The 22,998-nt window shown below is 65.1% G+C and carries 21 protein-coding genes; 19 read left to right on the top strand and 2 right to left on the bottom strand.

Annotated elements, in window-relative coordinates:
* The first annotated feature begins 1 nt into the window (after window position 1).
* The 16 genes from gyrA to cysM all read left to right on the top strand — a co-directional run bounded on the left by gyrA (window position 2) and on the right by cysM (window position 17,751).
* Window positions 2–2,605 carry a DNA gyrase subunit A gene (gene gyrA / locus BX604_RS02405; protein WP_098549410.1) on the top strand — a complete coding sequence of 868 codons (2,604 nt, stop codon included), beginning with the start codon at window positions 2–4 and terminating at the stop codon, window positions 2,603–2,605.
* An 82-nt stretch (window positions 2,606–2,687) separates the two neighbouring features.
* Window positions 2,688–3,287 (top strand): DUF2059 domain-containing protein, encoded by a 600-nt coding sequence (locus BX604_RS02400; protein WP_040144902.1) that lies wholly within the window; start codon window positions 2,688–2,690, stop codon window positions 3,285–3,287.
* A 172-nt stretch (window positions 3,288–3,459) separates the two neighbouring features.
* Window positions 3,460–4,542, top strand: a complete 1,083-nt coding sequence (gene serC, locus BX604_RS02395; RefSeq protein ID WP_098549409.1) for a 3-phosphoserine/phosphohydroxythreonine transaminase — start codon at window positions 3,460–3,462, stop codon at window positions 4,540–4,542.
* A gap of 33 nt (window positions 4,543–4,575) precedes the next feature.
* Window positions 4,576–5,658, top strand: coding sequence for a prephenate dehydratase (gene pheA / locus BX604_RS02390; protein WP_098549408.1), 1,083 nt, complete (start codon window positions 4,576–4,578; stop codon window positions 5,656–5,658).
* 186 nt (window positions 5,659–5,844) lie between these two features.
* The gene (locus BX604_RS02385) at window positions 5,845–6,771 is read left to right on the top strand and encodes a prephenate dehydrogenase (RefSeq protein ID WP_098549407.1); all 927 of its coding nucleotides are present in this window, start codon (window positions 5,845–5,847) and stop codon (window positions 6,769–6,771) included.
* Between the two features lie 13 nt (window positions 6,772–6,784).
* Window positions 6,785–8,089, top strand: a complete 1,305-nt coding sequence (gene aroA, locus BX604_RS02380) for a 3-phosphoshikimate 1-carboxyvinyltransferase (protein ID WP_098549406.1) — start codon at window positions 6,785–6,787, stop codon at window positions 8,087–8,089.
* A 13-nt stretch (window positions 8,090–8,102) separates the two neighbouring features.
* Complete coding sequence (cmk, locus tag BX604_RS02375; protein ID WP_098549405.1) at window positions 8,103–8,789, top strand: (d)CMP kinase; 687 nt, start codon at window positions 8,103–8,105, stop codon at window positions 8,787–8,789.
* Window positions 8,790–8,930: 141 nt separating this feature from the next.
* On the top strand, window positions 8,931–10,643 hold the full coding sequence (rpsA, locus tag BX604_RS02370; protein WP_098552674.1) for a 30S ribosomal protein S1: 1,713 nt from the start codon (window positions 8,931–8,933) through the stop codon (window positions 10,641–10,643).
* Between the two features lie 22 nt (window positions 10,644–10,665).
* Window positions 10,666–10,989: an integration host factor subunit beta gene (locus BX604_RS02365; protein WP_034187427.1), complete on the top strand. Its 324-nt coding sequence runs from the start codon at window positions 10,666–10,668 to the stop codon at window positions 10,987–10,989.
* A 210-nt stretch (window positions 10,990–11,199) separates the two neighbouring features.
* Entirely contained in the window at window positions 11,200–11,493 is a 294-nt protein-coding gene (locus BX604_RS02360) for a lipopolysaccharide assembly protein LapA domain-containing protein (RefSeq protein WP_098549404.1), read from the top strand.
* A gap of 53 nt (window positions 11,494–11,546) precedes the next feature.
* Window positions 11,547–12,719, top strand: a complete 1,173-nt coding sequence (gene lapB, locus BX604_RS02355) for a lipopolysaccharide assembly protein LapB (RefSeq protein ID WP_098549403.1) — start codon at window positions 11,547–11,549, stop codon at window positions 12,717–12,719.
* Window positions 12,720–12,809: 90 nt separating this feature from the next.
* Complete coding sequence (locus BX604_RS02350; protein ID WP_098549402.1) at window positions 12,810–14,210, top strand: UDP-glucose dehydrogenase family protein; 1,401 nt, start codon at window positions 12,810–12,812, stop codon at window positions 14,208–14,210.
* 7 nt (window positions 14,211–14,217) lie between these two features.
* Window positions 14,218–15,168, top strand: coding sequence for a D-glycero-beta-D-manno-heptose-7-phosphate kinase (gene rfaE1, locus BX604_RS02345; protein ID WP_175802658.1), 951 nt, complete (start codon window positions 14,218–14,220; stop codon window positions 15,166–15,168).
* 63 nt (window positions 15,169–15,231) lie between these two features.
* Window positions 15,232–16,224, top strand: a complete 993-nt coding sequence (rfaD, locus tag BX604_RS02340; RefSeq protein ID WP_098549400.1) for an ADP-glyceromanno-heptose 6-epimerase — start codon at window positions 15,232–15,234, stop codon at window positions 16,222–16,224.
* 73 nt (window positions 16,225–16,297) lie between these two features.
* Window positions 16,298–16,642, top strand: a complete 345-nt coding sequence (locus BX604_RS02335) for a ComEA family DNA-binding protein (protein ID WP_098549399.1) — start codon at window positions 16,298–16,300, stop codon at window positions 16,640–16,642.
* Between the two features lie 206 nt (window positions 16,643–16,848).
* Window positions 16,849–17,751, top strand: coding sequence for a cysteine synthase CysM (cysM, locus tag BX604_RS02330; protein ID WP_098549398.1), 903 nt, complete (start codon window positions 16,849–16,851; stop codon window positions 17,749–17,751).
* A gap of 74 nt (window positions 17,752–17,825) precedes the next feature.
* On the opposite strand, the gene mltB is transcribed toward cysM, so the two are convergent.
* Complete coding sequence (gene mltB / locus BX604_RS02325; RefSeq protein WP_098549397.1) at window positions 17,826–19,169, bottom strand: lytic murein transglycosylase B; 1,344 nt, start codon at window positions 19,167–19,169, stop codon at window positions 17,826–17,828.
* 43 nt (window positions 19,170–19,212) lie between these two features.
* On the opposite strand from mltB, the gene BX604_RS02320 reads away from it, so the two are divergent.
* Window positions 19,213–20,136, top strand: coding sequence for a histone deacetylase family protein (locus BX604_RS02320; RefSeq protein ID WP_098549396.1), 924 nt, complete (start codon window positions 19,213–19,215; stop codon window positions 20,134–20,136).
* A gap of 22 nt (window positions 20,137–20,158) precedes the next feature.
* On the opposite strand, the gene BX604_RS02315 is transcribed toward BX604_RS02320, so the two are convergent.
* Window positions 20,159–21,079 (bottom strand): alpha/beta hydrolase, encoded by a 921-nt coding sequence (locus BX604_RS02315; protein WP_098549395.1) that lies wholly within the window; start codon window positions 21,077–21,079, stop codon window positions 20,159–20,161.
* Window positions 21,080–21,299: 220 nt separating this feature from the next.
* On the opposite strand from BX604_RS02315, the gene BX604_RS02310 reads away from it, so the two are divergent.
* Together BX604_RS02310 and BX604_RS02305 are read left to right on the top strand one after the other, a co-directional pair.
* Window positions 21,300–22,334, top strand: coding sequence for a methionine ABC transporter ATP-binding protein (locus tag BX604_RS02310; RefSeq protein WP_098549394.1), 1,035 nt, complete (start codon window positions 21,300–21,302; stop codon window positions 22,332–22,334).
* Complete coding sequence (locus BX604_RS02305; protein ID WP_098549393.1) at window positions 22,324–22,977, top strand: methionine ABC transporter permease; 654 nt, start codon at window positions 22,324–22,326, stop codon at window positions 22,975–22,977. The genes BX604_RS02310 and BX604_RS02305 overlap by 11 nt, the downstream gene beginning before the upstream one ends.
* The last annotated feature ends 21 nt before the right edge of the window (window positions 22,978–22,998 follow it).

Genomic DNA, 22,998 nt, shown 5'->3' with positions numbered 1-22,998 from the left:
CATGGATCAATTCGCCAAAGAGACCCTGCCCACCTCCCTAGAGGAGGAAATGCGCCGTTCGTATCTCGATTACGCGATGAGCGTGATCGTCGGACGTGCCCTTCCGGATGTCCGCGATGGCCTGAAGCCCGTGCACCGGCGCGTACTGTTCGCGATGCACGAACTGAACAACGACTGGAACCGCGCGTACAAGAAATCGGCGCGTATCGTCGGTGACGTGATCGGTAAGTATCACCCCCACGGCGATACCGCGGTGTACGACACGATCGTGCGGATGGCGCAGGACTTCTCGCTGCGCTACATGCTGATCGACGGGCAGGGCAACTTCGGCTCGATCGACGGCGACAATGCCGCGGCGATGCGTTACACCGAAATTCGCATGGCGAAGATCGGTCACGAGCTGCTCGCCGACATCGACAAGGAAACGGTCGACTTCGAGCCGAACTACGACGGCAACGAGACGCAGCCGTCGGTCCTGCCGTCGCGCATTCCGAACCTGCTGATCAATGGCTCGTCGGGCATCGCGGTCGGCATGGCGACCAACATTCCGCCGCACAACCTGGACGAAGTCGTCGACGCGTGCCAGCATCTGCTGGGCAACCCCGACGCGACGATCGACGAGCTGATCGAGATCATCCCGGCGCCGGACTTCCCGACGGCCGGCATCATCTACGGCGTCGCCGGCGTGCGCGACGGCTACCGCACCGGGCGCGGGCGCGTCGTGATGCGCGCGGCCACGCACTTCGAGGAGATCGACCGCGGCCAGCGGATGGCGATCATCGTCGACGAGCTGCCGTACCAGGTCAACAAGCGCTCGCTGCTCGAGCGGATCGCCGAACTCGTCAACGAGAAGAAGCTCGAAGGCATCTCCGACATCCGCGACGAGTCCGACAAGAGCGGCATGCGCGTCGTGATCGAGCTGAAGCGCGGCGAAGTGCCGGAAGTGGTGCTGAACAACCTGTACAAGGCGACGCAGCTGCAGGACACGTTCGGCATGAACATGGTCGCGCTCGTCGACGGCCAGCCGAAGCTGCTGAACCTGAAGGAAATCCTGCAGTGCTTCCTGTCGCACCGACGCGAAGTGCTGACGCGCCGCACGATCTACGAACTGCGCAAGGCCCGCGAACGCGGCCACGTGCTCGAAGGTCTGGCGGTCGCGCTCGCGAACATCGACGAATTCATCGCGATCATCAAGGCTGCGCCGACGCCGCCGATCGCGAAGCAGGAGTTGATGGCGAAGCCGTGGGATTCGTCGCTCGTGCGCGAGATGCTCACGCGTGCCGAGGCCGAGAACGCGGCAGCGGGCGGTCGCTCCGCGTATCGTCCGGAAGGCCTGAACCCCGCGTTCGGAATGCAGACCGACGGGCTGTATCGCCTGTCCGACACGCAGGCGCAGGAAATCCTGCAGATGCGTCTGCAACGCCTGACCGGTCTCGAGCAGGACAAGATCATCGGCGAGTACCGCGAAGTGATGGCGCAGATCGCCGACCTGCTGGACATCCTCGCGCGCCCGGAGCGGATCACGACGATGATCGGCGAAGAGCTGACGTCGGTGAAGGCCGAATTCGGCGACGCGCGCCGCTCGAAGATCGAGCTGAATGCAACCGAACTGAATACGGAAGACCTGATCACGCCGCAGGACATGGTCGTCACCATGTCGCACGCCGGTTACGTGAAGTCGCAGCCGCTGTCCGAGTATCGCGCGCAGAAGCGCGGCGGTCGCGGCAAGCAGGCGACGCAGATGAAGGAAGACGACTGGATCGAGACGCTGTTCATCGCGAACACGCACGACTACATCCTGTGCTTCTCGAACCGCGGTCGCGTGTACTGGGTCAAGGTCTATGAAGTGCCGCAGGGCTCGCGCAACTCGCGCGGCCGCCCGATCGTCAACATGTTCCCGCTGCAGGAAGGCGAGAAGATCAACGTCGTGCTGCCGGTCAAGGAATTCTCGGCCGACAAGTTCATCTTCATGGCGACGTCGCTCGGCACCGTGAAGAAGACGCCGCTCGAGGCATTCAGCCGTCCGATGAAGAAGGGCATCATCGCGGTCGGTCTCGACGAGGGCGACTACCTGATCGGCGCATCGATCACCGACGGTGCGCACGACGTGATGCTGTTCTCCGACTCCGGCAAGGCCGTGCGCTTCGACGAGAACGACGTTCGCCCGATGGGCCGCGAGGCGCGCGGCGTGCGCGGCATGCAGCTCGAGGACGGGCAGCAGGTCATCGCGCTGCTGGTCGCCGGCAGCGAAGAGCAGACCGTGCTCACCGCGACCGAGAACGGCTACGGCAAGCGTACGCCGATCACCGAGTACACGCGTCATGGCCGCGGCACGAAGGGGATGATCGCGATCCAGACGTCCGAGCGCAACGGCAAGGTCGTCGCCGCGACGCTCGTCGACGCCGAGGATCAGATCATGCTGATCACGACCGCCGGCGTATTGATTCGTACCCGTGTGTCCGAGGTTCGCGAGATGGGCCGCGCTACGCAAGGTGTTACACTCATCAGTCTCGATGAGGGTACCAAGCTCTCCGGCCTGCAGCAGATCGCGGAAGCCGAAGAGGGCGATGGCGAGGCCGACGAGGCGTCGGACGGCGAAGCCTGAGAACGGATGAGACTCGAGCCGCCGCAGGCGTAAAACGCCGCGGTCGGCGAGCAACCATTCATATTTCCAAGAGGGAGTGATGATGCAAAAGCAATTCAAGCAACTGGTTCTGCTGGCTGCACTGGTGCCGACGTTCGCGATGGCGCAAGCGCTGTCGAATTCCGCACCGGCTGCAACCGCAGCAGCTGCGCCGATCGACGCCGACAAGAAGGCGGCGATCAAGGATCTGCTCGACGCGATCGACGCGCCGAAGCTCGTGTCGGCTATCGGCAACAGCGCCGAAATGCAGGCAAAGCAACTCGTTCCGGCAATCCTGTCGGACGCGCTGTCGGAAAACAAGACGCTGAACGACAAGCAGAAGCAGGCTGCCGTGCCGACGCTGCAGAAGAACGCAGTGCCGAAGCTGGTTGACGGCGCAGGCAAGGTGTTCGGTACGCAGCAGTTCCAGAACGACGCGATGTCGGCTCAGTACGACGCATACGCGAAGTACTACAGCACGTCGGAGATCAAGGATCTGACGACGTTCTACAAGAGCCCGACGGGCCGCAAGTTCATCCAGGTTCAGGACCAGGTTGGCCGCGACGTGGTCAACGGCCTGATGCAGAAGTACATGCCGCAAGCGATCCAGGCAACGCGCGCGCAGGCTGACAAGGAAGTCGCGGCAGTCAAGCCGGGCAAGTAAGCCGTCCGGGCACGCGCCCGGCTGTTCGGCCGGGTTTGGCGGGAGCCTGATGACAGTGCGATAATGGCCGTTTGCGCGCGAGCGCAAGCGGCCATTCCTTTTCTGGCGCGGCCCAATTGCAACTGACATGCGGCGGCAAGCCGCCGGTCGCGTCCCTCCCGAGGTTTTCACGATGCGCGTCTTTAATTTCTCCGCCGGCCCTGCGGCGCTGCCCGAGGAAGTGCTGCGGCAGGCTGCCGACGAAATGCTCGACTGGCACGGCAGCGGCATGAGCGTGATGGAGATGAGCCATCGCGGCAAGGAATTCATGTCGATCCATGAGGCGGCGCTGACCGACCTGCGCGAGCTGCTCGGCGTGCCGGCGAGCCACCGGATCCTGTTCCTGCAGGGCGGCGGCATTGCCGAGAACGCGATCGTGCCGATGAACCTGCTCGGCTCGCGCAAGACGGCCGACTTCGTCGTGACGGGCTCGTGGTCGCAGAAGTCGTTCAACGAGGCGAAGAAATACGGCACGCCGCATCTGGCCGCGTCGGGCAAGACGGCCGACGGGTTCACGCGCGCGCCGGGCCGCGCCGAGTGGCAGCTGTCGGACGATCCGGCCTACGTGCATCTGTGCACGAACGAAACGATCGACGGCGTAGAGACGTTCGAGATTCCGGATCTCGGCGACGTGCCGCTCGTCGCGGATGTGTCGTCGCACATCCTGTCGCGCCCGATGGACGTCGCGAAATACGGCGTGCTGTTCGGCGGCGCGCAGAAGAACATCGGGATGGCCGGTGTGACGGTGCTGATCGTGCGCGAGGATCTGCTCGATCGCGCGCAACCGATCTGCCCGTCCGCATTCGAATGGAAGACCGTCGCCGCGAACAACTCGCTGTACAACACGCCGCCCACCTATGCGATCTATATCGCGGGCCTCGTGTTCCAGTGGCTGAAGCGGCAGGGTGGCCTCGAGGCGATGGAGGCACGCAATATCGAGAAGGCGAAGCTGCTCTACGACACGATCGACGGGAGCAGCTTCTATCTGAACAAAGTCGAGCCGGCGGTGCGTTCGCGGATGAACGTGCCCTTTTTCCTGGCCGACGAAACGCGCAACGAAGACTTCCTTGCCGGCGCAAAGGCGCGCGGGCTGCTGCAGCTGAAGGGCCACAAGTCCGTCGGCGGTATGCGGGCGTCGATCTACAACGCGGTGCCGCTCGAGGGCGTGAAAGCGCTCGTCGAGTACATGAAGGACTTCGAGCAGCGCGGCGCCTGACGGCGACGCTGTTCAAACAGCACGGCAAAACGCATGGACGACGAACTGAATTCCCGCTTGAAACCGCTGCGCGATCGCATCGACGCGATCGACGCGCAGCTGATTGCGCTCCTCAACCAGCGCGCCGCGGTGGCGCTGGAGGTGGGCGAGGTCAAGAAGCATTTCAACGCGCCGGTGTTCCGGCCGGAGCGCGAACTGCAGGTGATCGCGCGCCTGCAGGACATGAGCGCGGGCCCGCTCGCGAGCGAGCACATCAGCGCCATCTGGCGCGAGATCATGGCCGCAAGCCGCGCGCTCGAGCAGACGATCCACGTCGCGTTTCTCGGGCCCGTCGGCACGTACAGCGAGCAGGCGATGTTCGAGTATTTCGGCCAGTCGATCGAAGGGCTCCCGTGTCCGTCGATCGACGAGGTCTTCCGCTCGGTCGAGGCCGGCGCGTCCGCGTTCGGCATCGCACCGGTCGAGAATTCGACCGAAGGCGCCGTGTCGCGCACGCTCGACCTGCTGCTGCAGACGCAGTTGCTGATCAGCGGCGAGCTCGCATTGCCGATCCATCACAACCTGCTCACGCAAAACGGCACGCTCGAAGGCGTGACGCGCGTCTGCGCGCATGCGCAGGCGCTCGCGCAATGCCAGCAGTGGCTGGCCGCGAACGCGCCGCAACTCGAGCGGCAGGCCGTGTCGAGCAACGCCGAGGCCGCGCGTCTCGCCGCGGCCGACCCGAGCGTTGCGGCGATCGCCGGCGATCGCGCGGCTGCGCACTACGGGCTGCAGATCGCGTTCTCGCTGATTCAGGACGATCCGCACAATCGCACGCGCTTCGTGATCGTCGGCAAGCAGCCGGCGGGGCAGAGCGGTCACGACCAGACGTCGTTGATCGTGTCGGTGAAGAACGAGCCGGGCGCCGTATTCAAGCTGCTCGAACCGCTCGCGCGGCACGGCGTGTCGATGACGCGCTTCGAGTCGCGTCCCGCACGCGTCGGCACGTGGGAGTATTACTTCTACATCGACATCGAAGGGCACCGGGACGAGGCGGCCGTGGCCGCCGCGCTCGCGGAACTCGGCCAGAAGGCCGCGTTCCTGAAGATACTCGGTTCGTATCCGCGCGCGCGCTGATGCGCAGCGGCCCGTCGCCTGCCATGCGCAGGCGGCGCGGCGAAGCGGACAAGGCAGGCCGGGCGGCGCTGCCGAAGGCGGGTTCGGGCGGTATCCGGCGCGGTCGAGCCGGATATGGGCCCGTTGCCCGGAATCTGGACTTCCGTGCGCGGGGCGTCGTTCCGCGTGCGTCACTTGGCTCTTGTCGTGTCAGGCTTTGCATTCAACAAACTGGTCATCTTCGGCGTCGGCCTGATCGGCGGGTCGCTGGCTCGCGCATTGCGCGAGCGCACGCCGGGCAGCGCGGGCGAGGTCGTCGGTGTCGGCCGCTCGCGTGCGTCGGTCGAGCGCGCGTTGGCGCTCGGCGTGATCGATCGCGCGGCTGCACTCGACGATGACGCGCAATTGCGCGACGCGCTTGCCGGTGCGGATCTCGTGTTACTGGCCGCGCCCGTCGCGCAAACGGGGCCGCTGCTCGCGCGCATCGCGCCGTGGCTTGGCGAAGCGACGATCGTGACCGACGCGGGCAGCACCAAGTCCGACGTCGTCGAGGCCGCGCGTGCCGTGCTCGGCGAGCGGATCGCGCAGTTCGTACCGGGGCATCCGATCGCCGGGCGCGAGTCGAGCGGCGTCGAAGCCGCGCTGCCGGATCTGTACGTCGGCCGCAACGTCGTGCTGTGCCCGCTGCCGGAGAATGCGCGCGAATCGGTTGCGCGGATCGACGCGATGTGGCGGGCAACCGGCGCCGACGTGCGCACGATGAGCACGGCGCAGCACGATCGCGTGTTTGCATCGATCAGCCATCTGCCGCACGTGCTGTCGTTCGCGCTCGTCGAGCAGATCCTCGGCGAGGCGGATGCCGAGCTGAAATTCTCGTACGCGGCCGGCGGTTTCCGCGATTTCACGCGGATCGCGGCGTCGAGCCCCGAAATGTGGCGCGACGTGTGCGTCGCGAACCGCGCGGCGCTGCTCGACGAACTCGACGGCTATACGCGCGTGCTCGCACGGCTGCGTGACGCGATCGACGCCGGCGACGGCGCGGCGCTCGAAGCCGTGTTCACGCGCTCGCGCGCCGCACGCAAGGCATGGCAGGAGCGCGGTGCGCAGCCCGCTGCCGAACCGGTCAAGAAATAACAGGACGATTCCCATGAACTATCTCGATCTCGGCCCGTATTCCAGCGCAGCGGGCACCGTGCGCCTGCCCGGCTCGAAGAGCATCTCGAACCGCGTGCTGCTGCTCGCGGCGCTCGCCGAAGGCGACACGACGATCACCAACCTGCTGGATTCCGACGACACGCGCGTGATGCTCGATGCGCTCGGCAAGCTCGGCGTGAAGCTCGATCGCGACGGCGACACCTGTGTCGTCACCGGCACGCGCGGCGCATTCACCGCGAAGACGGCCGATCTGTTCCTCGGCAATGCGGGCACGGCCGTGCGGCCGCTGACGGCAGCCCTGGCGGTCAACGGTGGCGACTATCGCGTGCACGGCGTGCCGCGCATGCACGAGCGGCCGATCGGCGATCTCGTCGACGGCCTGCGGCAGATCGGCGCGCAGATCGACTACGAGCTGAACGAAGGCTACCCGCCGCTGCGGATCAAGCCCGCGACCGTCACGGTCGACGCGCCGATCCGCGTGCGCGGCGACGTGTCCAGCCAGTTCCTCACTGCGCTGCTGATGACGCTGCCGCTCGTGAAGGCGAAGGACGGCAAGACCGTCGTCGAAGTCGACGGTGAACTGATCTCGAAGCCGTACATCGACATCACGATCCGGCTGATGGAGCGCTTCGGCGTGACCGTCGAGCGCGACGGCTGGCAGCGCTTCATCGTGCCGGCTGGCGTGCGCTATCGTTCGCCGGGCCGGATCATGGTCGAGGGCGATGCGTCGTCGGCCTCGTACTTCCTCGCGGCCGGTGCGCTCGGCGGCGGCCCGCTGCGTGTCGAAGGCGTAGGACGCGCGAGCATCCAGGGCGACGTCGGCTTCGCGAACGCGCTGATGCAGATGGGCGCGAACGTGTCGATGGGCGACGACTGGATCGAGGTGCGCGGCATCGGCCACGACCACGGCAAGCTCGATCCGATCGACATGGACTTCAACCTGATTCCAGACGCCGCGATGACCATTGCGGTCGCGGCGCTGTTCGCGAGCGGCACGAGCACGCTGCGCAACATCGCGAGCTGGCGCGTGAAGGAGACCGACCGCATCGCTGCGATGGCGACCGAACTGCGCAAGGTCGGTGCGATCGTCGAGGAGGGCGCCGACTATCTCGTCGTCACGCCGCCGCAACAGCTCACGCCGAACGCGGCGATCGACACGTACGACGATCACCGGATGGCGATGTGCTTCTCGCTCGTCAGCCTGGGCGGTGTACCCGTGCGGATCAACGACCCGAAGTGCGTCGGCAAGACGTTCCCCGACTATTTCGACCGCTTCGCCGCGCTCGCCAAAGCCTGACCCGACTGACCCGATGAAATCGACCCGACCCTTTCACCCGACTCCCGTCATCACGATCGACGGCCCGACCGCTTCCGGCAAGGGCACCGTCGCGGCGCTCGTCGCTGCCCATCTGGGCTTCCACCTGCTCGACAGCGGTGCGCTGTACCGTCTCGCGGCGCTCGCGAGCGTGCGCTACGGCATCGGGGCGGATGACATCGACGCGCTTGTCAAACTGATCGACGATCTCCACATCACGTTCCGCGAAGGCTGCGCGCAACTCGACGGCGTCGACGTGTCGAACGACATCCGCGCCGAAGCGGTGGGCAACCGCGCGTCCGCCATTGCCGTGCACGGGCCGGTGCGCACCGCGCTCGTCGCGCGCCAGCGCGCGTTCCGCAAGACGCCGGGCCTCGTTGCCGACGGGCGCGACATGGGCACCGTGATCTTCCCGGATGCAGTGCTGAAGGTGTTCCTGACGGCCAGCGCCGAGGCACGCGCGACCAGACGGCATAAGCAATTGATGCAAAAAGGTTTTTCTGCTAATATAGACGACTTGCTCCGGGATCTACGTGAACGTGACGCGCGCGACAGCAATCGCGCCGCCGCGCCGCTGAAGCCCGCGGCAGATGCCAAGCTGCTCGATACGTCAGCGCTATCGGTCGATGAAGCCGTCGATCAGGTGCTGCAGTGGTACCGGGTGCTCGGTCAGCCGGCCTGAGAAGGCCGGTAGCGGTAGGTGCTCCGCGCCGTAAGCGTGGAGCGTGTTTCAAACCCTTAACCCCGTATGGCGTCGATCTGGCCCTTTCAGCCTGCCATTCCGGCCGGCGTGGCACAGCGATCCATGCACAATCAGATTTTTATGTCCGACCTGCAAACCTCTACCCCGAATACTGAATCCTTTGCGGCTCTGTTTGAAGAGTCGCTGACCCGCCAAGACATGCGCGCCGGCGAAGTGATTTCCGCCGAAGTCGTGCGCGTCGACCACAACTTCGTGGTCGTCAATGCAGGCCTGAAGTCCGAGGCTTACATTCCGATCGAGGAATTCCTGAACGATCAGGGCGAGGTTGAGGTGCAGTCGGGCGATTTCGTGTCCGTCGCAATCGACGCACTCGAAAACGGCTACGGCGACACGATCCTGTCGCGCGACAAGGCGAAGCGCCTTGCATCGTGGCTGTCGCTGGAAAAGGCCCTCGACAACAACGAACTCGTCACCGGCACGATCACCGGCAAGGTGAAGGGCGGCATGACCGTGATGGTCAACGGCATCCGCGCGTTCCTGCCGGGTTCGCTGGTCGACACGCGTCCGGTCAAGGACACGACCCCGTACGAAGGCAAGACGCTCGAGTTCCGCGTGATCAAGCTCGATCGCAAGCGTAACAACGTCGTGCTGTCGCGTCGTGCAGTGATCGAAGCAACGCAAGGCGAAGAGCGCGCGAAGCTGCTCGAGACGCTGAAGGAAGGCGCGATCGTCAACGGCGTGGTCAAGAACATCACCGACTACGGCGCGTTCGTCGACCTCGGCGGCATCGACGGCCTGCTGCACATCACCGACATCGCATGGCGTCGTGTGCGTCACCCGAGCGAAGTCCTGTCGGTTGGCCAGGAAGTCACCGCGAAGATCCTCAAGTTCGACCAAGAGAAGAACCGCGTCTCGCTGGGCATCAAGCAACTGGGCGACGATCCGTGGGAAGGCATCTCGCGCCGTTACCCGTCGGGCACGCGCCTGTTCGGCAAGGTCACGAACATCACCGACTACGGCGCATTCGTCGAAGTGGAATCGGGCATCGAAGGCCTGGTTCACGTGTCGGAAATGGACTGGACCAACAAGAACGTTGCTCCGTCGAAGGTTGTCCAGCTGGGCGACGAAGTCGAAGTCATGGTCCTCGAGATCGACGAAGACCGTCGTCGTATCAGCCTCGGCATGAAGCAGTGCAAGCCGAATCCGTGGGATGACTTCAGCCGCAACTTCAAGAAGGGCGACAAGATCACGGGCGCAATCAAGTCGATCACCGACTTCGGCGTGTTCATCGGTCTGCCGGGCGGCATCGACGGCCTGGTCCACCTGTCGGACCTGTCGTGGAGCGAAGCTGGCGAAGAAGCCGTTCGCAAGTACAAGAAGGGCGACGAAGTCGAAGCAATCGTGCTCGGTATCGACGTCGAGAAGGAGCGCATTTCGCTCGGCATCAAGCAACTCGAAGGCGACCCGTTCAGCAACTACGTTGCAATGAACGACAAGGGCTCGATCGTCGACGGCGTGGTGAAGTCGGTCGATGCGAAGGGCGCGGTCATCACGCTGACGGGCGACATCGAAGGCTACCTGCGCGCATCGGAAATCTCGCAGGATCGCGTCGAAGATGCACGCAACGTGCTGAAGGAAGGCGACAAGGTCAACGCGATGGTGATCAACATCGATCGCAAGTCGCGTGGCATCAACCTGTCGATCAAGGCGAAGGATTCGGCTGAACAACAGGAAGCGATCCGCGGCCTGCAGTCGGACTCCAGCTCGGCTGCGACCGGTACGACCAACCTCGGCGCGCTGCTGAAGGCGAAGCTCGACGGCCAGAACCAGTAAGCCTCACGAGGTCTGCTGAAGTATGACCAAATCCGAGTTGGTCGCGCAGCTGGCATTGCGATTTCCGCAACTTGTCCTCAAGGATGCGGATTTCGCGGTGAAAACGATGCTCGATGCGATGTCCGACGCCCTGGCGAAAGGGCATCGCATTGAAATTCGGGGTTTCGGCAGCTTCGGCCTCAACCGTCGTCCGGCGCGCGTCGGACGCAACCCGAAGTCGGGGGAGAAAGTGCAGGTGCCCGAGAAGTTCGTGCCGCACTTCAAGCCTGGCAAGGAGTTGCGTGAACGCGTCGACGGCCGCGCCGGTGAGCCGCTGAAAGCTGATGATCCTGACGACGAGCGTTGAGCGTCGTTTGGTGTGCCCGGAACCCATCCGGCGAAGGCTGAAGAAAAAAGCGCCCCCTGTGGGCGCTTTTTTCATTTCCGGCGACCGCATGACCGCCCCCGCGCGCAGGATGTGCAGTGACGCGGAAACGCTTCCTTTACAATACGGGTCGATTCGGCGCCGCGAAGGGGAGTCGCGCGCCGCGGCAAACCTCAACCAAGAGAGGGCTTCATGAAGTTTATCGTCTGGCTGATCCGGGTATTGGTGTTCGTGCTGCTGCTGGTGCTCGCACTGGCCAATACGCAAACCGCGACGCTGAATTTCCTTGCCGGCTACACATGGCAAGCGCCGCTGATCCTGATCGGTCTCGCGTTCTTCGCCGTGGGGCTGCTGGCAGGCCTGCTGTCCGCGCTGCCCGCGATCTTCCGTCTGCGTCTCGAGAACGGGCGCCTGAAGCGCGATCTGCGCGCGGCGCGCGAAACCCCGGCCGTCGTCGACCAGCCGCCGATGCCGCCCGTCATTTAACACGGACGCCGCGCGAGTCTCGCGCGGTTGTCGTCTCTGCTTCGATATTTCGCATGGATCTGGATTTCTGGTGGTTGCTCGCGATTCCGGTGGCGTTTGCGCTCGGCTGGGCGGCGTCACGCTATGACCTGAAGAATCTCCTGTCGGAGAGCGCCAACCTGCCGCGATCGTATTTTCGCGGCCTGAATTTTCTGCTGAACGAACAACCTGACAAGGCGATCGACGCGTTCATCGAGGTCGCGAAGCTCGACCCGGAAACGGTCGAACTGCACTTCGCGCTCGGCAACCTGTTTCGCCGCCGCGGCGAAACGGACCGCGCGATCCGCGTGCACCAGAACCTGCTGAGCCGCACCGACCTGCCGGTCAACGAACGCGATCACGCGCTGTACGAACTCGGCCAGGATTTTCTGAAGGCCGGGCTGCTCGATCGCGCCGAGGAGGCATTCCACCGGCTCGCCGACGGCGACTACGCGCTGGGTGCGCAGCGGGCGCTGCTGACGATCTACGAGATCGAGAAGGACTGGAACAAGTCGATCGATACCGCGAAGCGCATCGAGTCGATGGGCGAGAAGTCTCTCGGCACCGAAATCGCGCAGTTCCATTGCGAGCTTGCGCAGGACGCGCTGCAGCGCAAGAACGCGGCTGCTGCGGCCGAGCAGCTGAAGCTCGCGCTCGTTGCGAACTCCCAGAACGTGCGCGCGACGATCCTGTCCGGCGATGCAGCCGAAGCGGCGGGCGACCCCGCGGCGGCGATCGAGCACTGGAAGCGCGTGGAAAAGCAGAATCCGGCTTATCTGCAGCTCGTCGCCGACAAGCTGATGAAGGCCTACGTCGCACTCGGCAAGCCAGTCGAAGGTGCTGAGCTGCTGATGGACTACATCGACCGTTATCCGTCGAACGACCTGCTCGATATTGCGTACCAGCACATCGCAGGGCTGCGTGGCCAGGAAGCGGCGCATTTGCTCGCGCGCGCGCAGATGGAGAAGGCGCCGAACCTGTCGGGCATGCTGCATCTGCTCGATGCGCAGATCGCGGCCGCCGACGAGCCGCGCCGCAAGGAACTTGAAATGATGCGCACGCTGATCCGGCAGCGCACCAAAAATCTGCCACGCTATACATGCCAGAATTGCGGTTTCCGCGCACGGCTCTTCTACTGGCAGTGTCCGGGATGCAGCGGTTGGGAAACCTATGCGCCGCGCCGCGTCGAACCTGCGATGCCGGGCTGATTCCGGCGTACGGCGCCGACGCACAGCGGCTACCGCCGGGCTCCGCCCGGCGGCCAAGTTAGTCAATTACCGGGAAGTACCGGAGCATCTATGAAAATCACCATCATCGGCACCGGCTATGTGGGCCTCGTCACGGGTTCCTGTCTCGCCGAGATCGGCCACGACGTCTTCTGTCTGGACGTCGATCCGCGCAAGATCGACATCCTGAACAACGGCGGGATGCCGATTCACGAACCGGGTCTGCAGGACATCATTGCGCGCAACCGCGCGGCGGGGCGCCTGCAGTTCTCGACCGATATCGAAGCGAGCGTCGCGCACGGCGAGATCCAGTTCATCGCGGTCGGCACGCCGCCCGACGAGGACGGTTCGGCCGACCTGCAATACGTGCTCGAGGCAGCGCGCAACATCGGCCGTCACATGACGGGCTTCAAGGTCATCGTCGACAAATCGACGGTGCCGGTCGGCACCGCGCAGCGCGTGCGCGCCGTGGTCGACGAGGCGCTTGGCGCACGCGGGCTCGCGGGCAGCGTCGCGCATCGCTTCTCGGTCGTGTCGAATCCGGAGTTCCTGAAGGAAGGTGCGGCGGTCGAGGACTTCATGCGTCCGGACCGGATCATCATCGGCGTCGACGACGACGAGACGGGCACGGTCGCGCGCGAAAAGATGAAGAAGCTCTACGCGCCGTTCAACCGCAATCACGAGCGCACGATCTACATGGATGTGCGTTCGGCGGAATTCGCGAAATATGCGGCGAACGCAATGCTGGCAACGCGTATCTCGTTCATGAACGAGATGTCGAATCTTGCCGACAAGGTCGGCGCCGACATCGAAGCCGTGCGCCGCGGGATCGGGTCCGATCCGCGCATCGGCTATCACTTCCTGTACGCGGGCGTCGGTTACGGCGGTTCGTGCTTCCCGAAGGACGTGCAGGCGCTGATCCGCACGGCCGGCGAGAATGGCCAGCCGCTGCGCATCCTGGAGGCCGTCGAAGCGGCCAACTCCGCGCAGAAGGACGTGCTGATCGGCAAGATCGAGCAGCGCTTCGGCGCGGATCTGACCGGCCGTGAATTCGCGGTCTGGGGCCTCGCGTTCAAGCCGAATACGGACGACATGCGCGAGGCGCCGAGCCGCCGACTGATCGCCGCATTGCTCGGGCGCGGCGCGACCGTCCGTGCGTACGACCCGGTCGCGATTGACGAGGCGCGCCGCGTGTTCGCGCTCGACCTCGGCGAAAAGTCCGACGCGCTCGCGCGCCTGCATTTCGTCGATACGCAAGACGCGGCCGTGACGGCAGCGGACGCGCTCGTGATCGTCACCGAGTGGAAGGAATTCAGGAGCCCGGATTTCGTGCGTCTGAAGGCGGAACTGAAGGCGCCGGTGATTTTCGACGGGCGCAACCTGTACGAGCCGGATGCGATGGCCGAACTCGGCATTGATTACTACGCGATCGGGCGCCCGCATGTCGATCCCGAGTCCTCCTCCCGTGGATGAGCGCACGATGACTATTCTTCGCGAAGTGGTGCCGGTACCGCGCGAGCAGCTTGCGCGTTCGCGTGTGCTCGTCGTCGGTGATGTGATGCTCGACCGCTACTGGTTCGGCAACGTTGACCGTATTTCCCCGGAAGCGCCGGTGCCGGTCGTGCATGTGCAGCGTCAGGAGGAGCGGCTCGGCGGTGCGGCCAACGTCGCGCGCAACGTCGTCACGCTCGGCGCTCAGGCCGGGTTGCTGTGCGTCGTGGGCTGCGACGAGCCCGGGGAGCGGATCGTCGAGCTGCTCGCCAGCAGCGGCGTGACGCCCCATCTCGAACGCGACGCCGCGCTGCCGACGACGATCAAGCTGCGCGTGCTCGCACGCCAGCAGCAACTGCTGCGCGTCGACTTCGAGGCGATGCCGACGCACGAGGTGCTGCTTGCCGGGCTCGCGCATTTCGATGCGCTGCTGCCGCAGCACGACGTCGTGCTGATGTCGGACTACGCGAAAGGCGGTCTGACCCATGTGACGACGATGATCGAGAAGGCGCGCGCGGCCGGCAAGACGGTACTCGTCGATCCCAAGGGGGGCGACTGGGCACGCTATCGCGGCGCATCGCTGATCACGCCGAACCGCGCCGAGTTACGCGAAGTCGTCGGTCAGTGGAAATCGGAAGACGACCTGCGCGCGCGCGTTGCCAGGCTGCGCGAGGAACTCGACCTCGATGCATTGCTGCTCACGCGCTCGGAAGAGGGGATGACGCTCTTTTCCGACACGGGCGAACTGCATGCGCCGGCGCTTGCGCGCGAGGTGTACGACGTATCCGGCGCGGGCGATACCGTGATCGCGACGGTCGCGACGATGCTCGGCGCAGGTGTGCCGCTCGTCGATGCCGTCGTGCTGGCGAATCGCGCGGCGGGTATCGTGGTCGGCAAGCTCGGCACGGCCACCGTCGACTACGACGAACTGTTTCACTGAGTGCATTCGGCGGCGCCGTCAGTGCGCCGCCCGGATGTCTCGCACTTTTCAGGCAGGACGGTCATGACCATTATCGTTACCGGCGCAGCCGGTTTTATCGGCGCGAACATCGTCAAGGCGCTCAACGAGCGCGGCGAGACGCGCATCGTCGCGGTCGACAATCTGACGCGCGCGGACAAGTTCCGCAACCTCGTTGATTGCGAGATCGACGACTATCTCGACAAGACGGAATTCGTCGAGCGCTTCGCGCGCGGCGATTTCGGCAAGGTACGCGCGGTATTCCATGAAGGCGCCTGTTCGGACACGATGGAAACCGACGGTCGCTACATGATGGACAACAACTTCCGCTACAGCCGCGCGGTGCTCGACGCATGCCTCGCGCAAGGCGCGCAATTCCTGTACGCATCGTCGGCTGCGATCTATGGTGGCTCGACGCGGTTCGTCGAGGAGCGTGAAGTCGAGGCGCCGCTGAACGTCTACGGCTATTCGAAGTTCCTGTTCGACCAGGTGATCCGCCGGGTGCTGCCGAGCGCGAAGAGCCAGATCGTCGGGTTTCGCTATTTCAACGTGTACGGCCAGCGCGAGACGCACAAGGGCCGTATGGCGTCGGTTGCGTTCCACAACTTCAACCAGTTCCGCGCGGAAGGCAAGGTCAAGCTGTTCGGCGAGTACAACGGTTATGCGCCGGGCGAGCAGACGCGCGACTTCGTGTCGGTCGAGGATGTCGCGAAGGTGAACCTGTTCTTCTTCGATCATCCGGAGAAGTCGGGCATCTTCAATCTCGGCACCGGCCGTGCGCAACCGTTCAACGACATCGCGTCGTCGGTCGTGAACACACTGCGCGCGCTCGACAACCTGCCGCCGCTGACGCTCGCGCAGCAGGTCGAGCAGGGCCTGATCGAATATGTGCCGTTCCCCGATGCGCTGCGCGGCAAGTACCAGTGCTTCACGCAGGCCGACCAGACGAAGCTGCGCGCGGCCGGCTACGACGCACCGTTCTTTACCGTGCAGGAAGGTGTCGATCGCTACGTACGTTGGCTGTCCGGCCAGGTTTAAACGCAAGCGTTGCATGGATAGACTGGGTCTCACGGTCGGCAGCCGCCGGCCGTTTTCATCGGAGATCCCGCACATGATCAGGAAATGGTTTGCTGCAGTTGCCATGCTCGGCGCGATCGCGTCGGCCTCGGCAGCCGTCGACGTCAACACTGCTAACGAGGATGCGCTCGTGGGCATCAAAGGTATCGGTCCTGCGCGGGCAAAGGCGATTCTCGACGAGCGCGGTGCACGCGGCCCGTTCAGGAATGCAGACGATCTCGCGTCGCGCGTGAAAGGCATGGGCGGCCATACGGTCGAGCGCCTTCAGCAGGAAGGCCTGACGATCGGCGCGGCGGGTTCGGCGGCGCTGGCGCCTGCCACCGGCAAACCGGCTGCGGCGAAACCCGCTGCGGCACCGGCTCGCACCGCACAAAAGTAACGCGCACCAGACGAAAGGCTCCTTCAGTCGCCGTCGTTGCGACGGTTTCCCGCGGCGTGCCGCGGGCTTTTTGCGTGGATGCCGCGTGCGTGCAATCGCGGATCGTGCGACGGGTCTATTCCATCGTCGCAATGGGGTTGCCGGCGTGAGCCCCGGCACTGGTTTACAATCAATTGATTGATCGGCCTCGTACTCACGGTATCTCCATGGCTTACAAAACTATCGAAGACACGATCGGCAACACGCCGCTCGTGCAACTGGTCCGTCTGGCGGACGACGAGATTCGCGCACGCAACAACGTGGTGCTCGCGAAGCTGGAAGGCAACAACCCGGCCGGCTCCGTGAAGGATCGTCCGGCGTTGTCGATGATCAGCAAGGCCGAGGTGCGTGGCCGGATCAAGCCGGGCGATACGCTGATCGAGGCGACGAGCGGCAACACGGGCATCGCGCTCGCGATGGCGGCGGCGATCCGCGGCTACAAGATGGTGCTGATCATGCCGGAAGACCTGTCGGTCGAGCGCCGCCAGAGCATGGCCGCTTACGGCGCCGAGATCATCCTTACGCCGGTGAAGGGCGGGATGGAGCTGGCACGCGACCTCGCGGAGCAGATGCAGCGCGAAGGCAAGGGCGTGATCCTCGATCAGTTCGGAAACCCCGACAATCCGGTCGCGCACTACGAAACGACGGGCCCGGAGATCTGGCGCGACACCGAAGGCCGCGTCACGCACTTCGTGTCGGCGATGGGCACGACGGGCACGATCATGGGCACGTCGCGCTATCTGAAGGAACAGAATTCGGCGATCGAGATCGTCGGCGCGCAGCCGGAAGACGGCTCGCGTATTCCCGGTATTCGTAAGTGGCCGGAAGCCTATATGCCGACGATTTTCGATCGCAGCCGTATCGATCGCGTCGAGAACGTGAGTCAGGCTGCGGCCGAAACGATGGCGCGGCGGCTCGCGTCCGTCGAAGGTATTTTCGCCGGCATTTCGTCGGGCGGTGCATGTGAAGTCGCGATGCGCATCGCGCGTCAGGTCGAGAACGCTACGATCGTGTTCATCGTCTGCGATCGCGGCGACCGCTACCTGTCGACTGGCGTGTTCCCTGCCTGAGCCCAGGCAGCCCGCACCACGCACGCAATAAAAAAGCGCCGCAGATGCGGCGCTTTTTCTTTGGGCGGTTGCGCTTATTGCGCCTGCGTGTCCACGGCGGGCAGCGGGAGCGCGCCGCTCGCTTCCATCTGCGCCTTCACGGCTTCGCCGAGCTGATACACGGCGAGTGCATAGAAGAAGCTGCGGTTGTAGCGCGTCAGCACGTAGAAATTCTTGAGGCCGAGCATGTATTCGGTCGCGCGTCCCGGCGACGGCAGATCGACCACGGTGACCGGCGTGCCGGCCTCGGTGGTGATGTTGACCATCGGCTCGTTGAGCGTCATGCCTGCGCGCAGCAGTTGCGCCAGTGCCCAGTGCGGCTCGGGCTGACCGTCGGCCGCCGCTTGCGCGATGCCGAGGCTGCCCGTGTCGGGCGTGATGCGCCAGACCACCGGACGATCGGTTTCCCAGCCGTGCTGTCTCAGGTAGTTCGCGACGCTGCCGATCGCATCGGCAGGACTGCTGCGCAGGTCGACGTGGCCCGTGCCGTCGAAATCGACCGCATACTCGCGGATGCTGCTCGGCAGGAACTGCGGGATGCCGATCGCGCCCGTGTACGAGCCGAGCACGGTGGTCGGGTCGAGCTGGTTGTCGCGCGTCCAGACGAGGAAATCTTCGAGGTTCTTGCGGAAGGTCGCCTGGCGGCTCTCGCGATTCGGCGTGTCCGGATAGTCGAACGTGAGCGTCGTCAGCGCGTCGAGCACGCGGAAGTTGCCCATGTAGCGGCCATAGATCGTTTCGACACCGATGATCCCGACGATCACCTCGGGCGGCACGCCGAATTGCTCGGACGCGCGCTGCAGCGTCGCCTGGTTCGCTTTCCAGAATTTCACGCCCGCATTGATGCGGATCGGCTCGATGAAGCGCGAGCGATAGACGCGCCAGTTCTTGATCGACGGCGTCGGTGCGGGCCGCACGAGCTTGACGGCGGTTGCCGAGTAGCTGATGCGCGAGAACAGCGCATGCAGGCTCGTGGAGTCGAAGCCGTCGCGGCTCACCAGCTCGTCGATGAACGCATCGACCTGCGCGTTGTTCGCGTAACGCTGCGGGACGATTTCCTCTTCGAACGTCTGACCTTGCGGTACAGGCTGTTGCGGTTGTGCCTGCGCGACCTGCGCGCCGGCGGGCGTGGCCGGCTGCGTCTGCGCAACGGCGGGCGCGGCGGCCAGCGTGGCGACGACGGCAGCGGCAACGAGCGGAGCGCGAACACGGAACAGCGCGGAGAGTAGGGCGGCAGGCTTGCTGGAATTCATGTCGAAGCGGGCGGACAAGGCGATGGGGTTCGGCGCAGTATACCCGACGCATCCCGCATATCGGGGCGAAGCAGCGCACCGTTGTGGTAAGTTAGCGGCGAATTCGCGGCAGACGATGGACATCATTGATGGAGACGTGCGGCGCACCCGGCGCCGCAGATGACAGCTTATGGCAACCGCCTTCTATACGCACCCCGACTGCATGCTGCACGAGATGGGGGAATGGCATCCGGAATGCCCGGCGCGACTGTCGGCGATCCAGGATCAGCTGATCGCGAGCCGCATCGACGATCTGATCGTGCACGAAACCGCGCCGTTCGCGAGCGAGGTCGCGCTGGGCCGCGTGCATACGCAGGCCCATATCGATTACATCCGCAGCATGACGCCCGTCGACGGCCATGTCGAGATTGATCCGGACACGCTGATGAACCGCGACACGTGGCGGGCCGCGTTGCGTGCGGCCGGCGCCGCGATCGCGGCGACCGACGCGGTGATCGAAGGCCGCTACGCGAATGCGTTCTGCAGCGTCCGGCCGCCAGGCCACCACGCGGAACCCGCGCGTGCGATGGGCTTCTGCTTCTTCAACAACGTCGCGATCGCCGCGCGGCATGCGCTCGACGTCCACGGTATCGAGCGCGTCGCGATCATCGATTTCGACGTGCACCACGGCAACGGCACCGAAGCCGCGTTCGCGAACGACGAGCGCGTGCTGATGTGCAGTTTCTTCCAGCATCCGCTGTACCCGTTCTCGGGCGCCGATCATCAGGCGCCGAACATGGTGAACCTGCCGATGCCTGCGCGCAGCAACGGGATGGCGATCCGCGAAGCGGTCGACATGTTCTGGCTACCGCGTCTGGATGCGTTCAAGCCGCAAATGCTGTTCGTATCGGCGGGCTTCGACGCGCATCGCGAGGACGACATCGGCAACCTCGGCCTCGTCGAGGCCGATTTCGAATGGCTGACCGCACAGATCGTCGACGTTGCGCGCCGGCACGCGCAGGGCCGCATCGTGAGTTGCCTCGAGGGCGGCTACAACCTGTCGGCGCTCGGACGCAGCGTCGTCGCGCATCTGCGCGTGCTGGCCGGTATCTGACGCGAGCGGCCGCCGCGTGGGCTCAGCGTGCCGGCGCGCGCGCGTGAATCCACGCGATCAGCGCGTCGATCACGCGATCGCGCTCGAGATCGTTCATCGTTTCGTGGAAGCCGCCTTCGTATAGCGTCAGCGTGCGATCGGTCGAGCCGACGCGGGCGCCGAACGCGCGGCTACCATCCGGCTCGGTCAGCTTGTCGTCGGTGCCGTGGTAGACGAGCACCGGCGTGTGCAGCGCCCCGCGGCCGCGCTCGATGCGCGCCATCGCATCGAGAATCTCCGCGCCGGTGCGTGCCGGCACCGCGCCGTGGTGCACGAGCGGATCGGCGCGATTGGCCGCGACGATGGCCGGATCGCGTGACAGCAGCGCCGCATCGATCCTGATCGCAGGGAAGGTCGGCCAGATACGGCTGATGATGCGGCTCATCGCGAGCATCCAGCGCGGCACGTCGCGCCCCGGCGCCAGCGCCGGGCTCGACAGCACGAGCCCCGTCAGCGCGTACCCGCGTGCCGGCACGCGCTCGATTGCATACAGCGCCGCGACGGCGCCGCCCATGCTGTGACCCATCAGGAAGAGCGGCGTATTGTCGCGGGCGGCTTGCGCGACGAGCGCATCCGCATCGTTCAGGTAGCCGTCGAAACGCTCGACCCATGCGCGCTTGCCGGGTGACTGGCCGTGCCCGCGTAGATCGATCGCCAGCACCTCGATCCCGGCCGCGTTCAGTCTGGCGGCAAGCGCGGCGTAGCGGCCCGCATGTTCGGCGAGGCCGTGCACGAGCGCGATCGTCGCGCGCGGCGGTGTGGTGCCGTCGCCGGCCGGCCAGCGGTATGACGCCAGTTCGAGCCCGTCCGCGGTACGCAGCCGGCCCATTCGCGGCGCGGACGCCGCCGCCGAGCCCGGCGCAGCAGTGGCGGATGCGGCTGCCGGCGTGGTGATGACGGTCATCTGGCGTGTCCCCTGTTTTGTTGGCATGGATGTTTCCGGATCATAGTCGCGGCATTCCCGTCACGGCCCCGCAGCACCCCTCTAATTTCGTTTGGTTATGAAAAGATCGAAATCGCTTATTAAGGGGAATGAGGCGTTTGCGGTAAAATCGACGGTTATTCCAGATGCATCGGCGGCCGACTGGCGGGCCTTTTCGCCAGGCGGTCGCCGTTTTGTTTACATGATCGAATTACGCAATCTGTCGCAGCGTTTCCCCGGGCCGACCGGCTGGGTCGACGCATTGCACAACGTCAACCTGACGATCCCGCAGGGCGAAGTGTTCGGCATCATCGGCCGAAGCGGCGCCGGCAAGAGCACGCTCGTGCGCACCATCAACCTGCTCACGCGGCCGACGGAAGGCAACGTCGTCGTCGGCGGGCGCGATCTCACGATGCTGTCGGCCAGTGCGCTGCGCGAAGCGCGCCGCGAAATCGGCATGATCTTCCAGCACTTCAACCTGCTGTCGTCGCGTACGGTGTTCGAGAACGTCGCGCTGCCGCTCGAGCTGGCCGGCGCAAGCCGTGCCGACATCGAGGCGGCCGTGCTGCCGCTGCTCGACCTCGTCGGGCTGTCCGCGCAGAAGGATCGCTATCCGGCGCAGATCAGCGGCGGCCAGAAGCAGCGCGTCGGCATTGCCCGCGCGCTCGCGAGCAAGCCGAAGGTGCTGCTGTCGGACGAAGCGACGTCGGCGCTCGATCCCGAGACCACCCGTTCGATTCTCGACCTGCTGAAGCGCATCAACCGCGAGCTCGGCCTGACGATCGTGCTGATCACGCACCAGATGGAAGTGATCAAGCAGGTGTGCGATCGCGTCGCCGTGCTCGACGCGGGGCGCGTGGTCGAGGAGGGCCGCGTGATCGACGTGTTCCTGCAGCCGCATCACGAAGTGACGCGCGCGCTGATCGGCGACGTGATCGCGCAGGAGCTGCCGCCGGCGCTGAAGGCGCGGGTGGCCGAGCGACTGAAGACGGGCAGCGGGCATTTGCTGCGGCTCGCGTTCACCGGCTCGGGCGTCGACCAGCCGATCCTGTCGGAGACGATTCGCCGGTACGAACTGGATTTCAACATCCTGCACGGCCAGATCGACGAGATCCAAGGGCAGGCGTTCGGGTCGCTCGCGGTGCTTGCGGGCGGCGAGCCGGGCAAGGTCGGGGAAGCGCTTGCGTTCCTGCGCGAGCAAGGTGTGGTGGTAGAGGAGCTTTCGTATGTTGAGTGAGATGTTCGATATGTTCGTGCAGTCGTTCTGGGAGACGCTGATCATGGTCGGCATCTCGGGGGCGGTCGGCGCGCTCGTCGGGCTGCCGCTCGGCGTGCTGCTCTATCTGACCGACCGCCAGGGCGTGCTGCAGAATCTCGGCGTGAACCGCGTGCTCGGCGGCATCGTGAACGCGGTGCGCTCGACGCCGTTCATCATCCTGCTGGTCGCCGTCATTCCGTTCACGCGGCTCGTCACGGGTTCGTCGATCGGCACGGCCGCGGCGGTCGTGCCGTTGACGCTCGCGGCCGCGCCGTTCGTCGCGCGGCTGGTCGAGACCGCGCTGCGCGAAGTCGACCGCGGGCTGATCGAGGCCGCGCAGTCGATGGGTGCGACGACGTCGCAGATCGTCTTCAAGGTGCTGCTGCCCGAATCGCTGCCGGGCATCGTCGCGGGCCTGACGATCACGTTCGTGTCGCTGGTCGGCTATTCGGCGATGGCCGGCGCGATTGGCGGCGGCGGGCTCGGCGATCTCGGGATCCGCTACGGCTATCAGCGCTACCTGCCGGAAGTGATGTGGACGGTCGTCGCGATCCTGATCGTGTTCGTGCAGATCGCGCAATCGTTCGGCGACTGGCTGGTGCGCCGGCTGAGCCACAAGTAAAAGCAACAATCATCCGTTGGG

This window comes from Burkholderia sp. JKS000303, assembly GCF_002563755.1.
Lineage (GTDB): Bacteria > Pseudomonadota > Gammaproteobacteria > Burkholderiales > Burkholderiaceae > Burkholderia > Burkholderia anthina_B.
The sequence above is the reverse complement of the archived record's forward strand: the minus strand, read 5'-3'. Positions and strand labels throughout refer to the sequence as shown.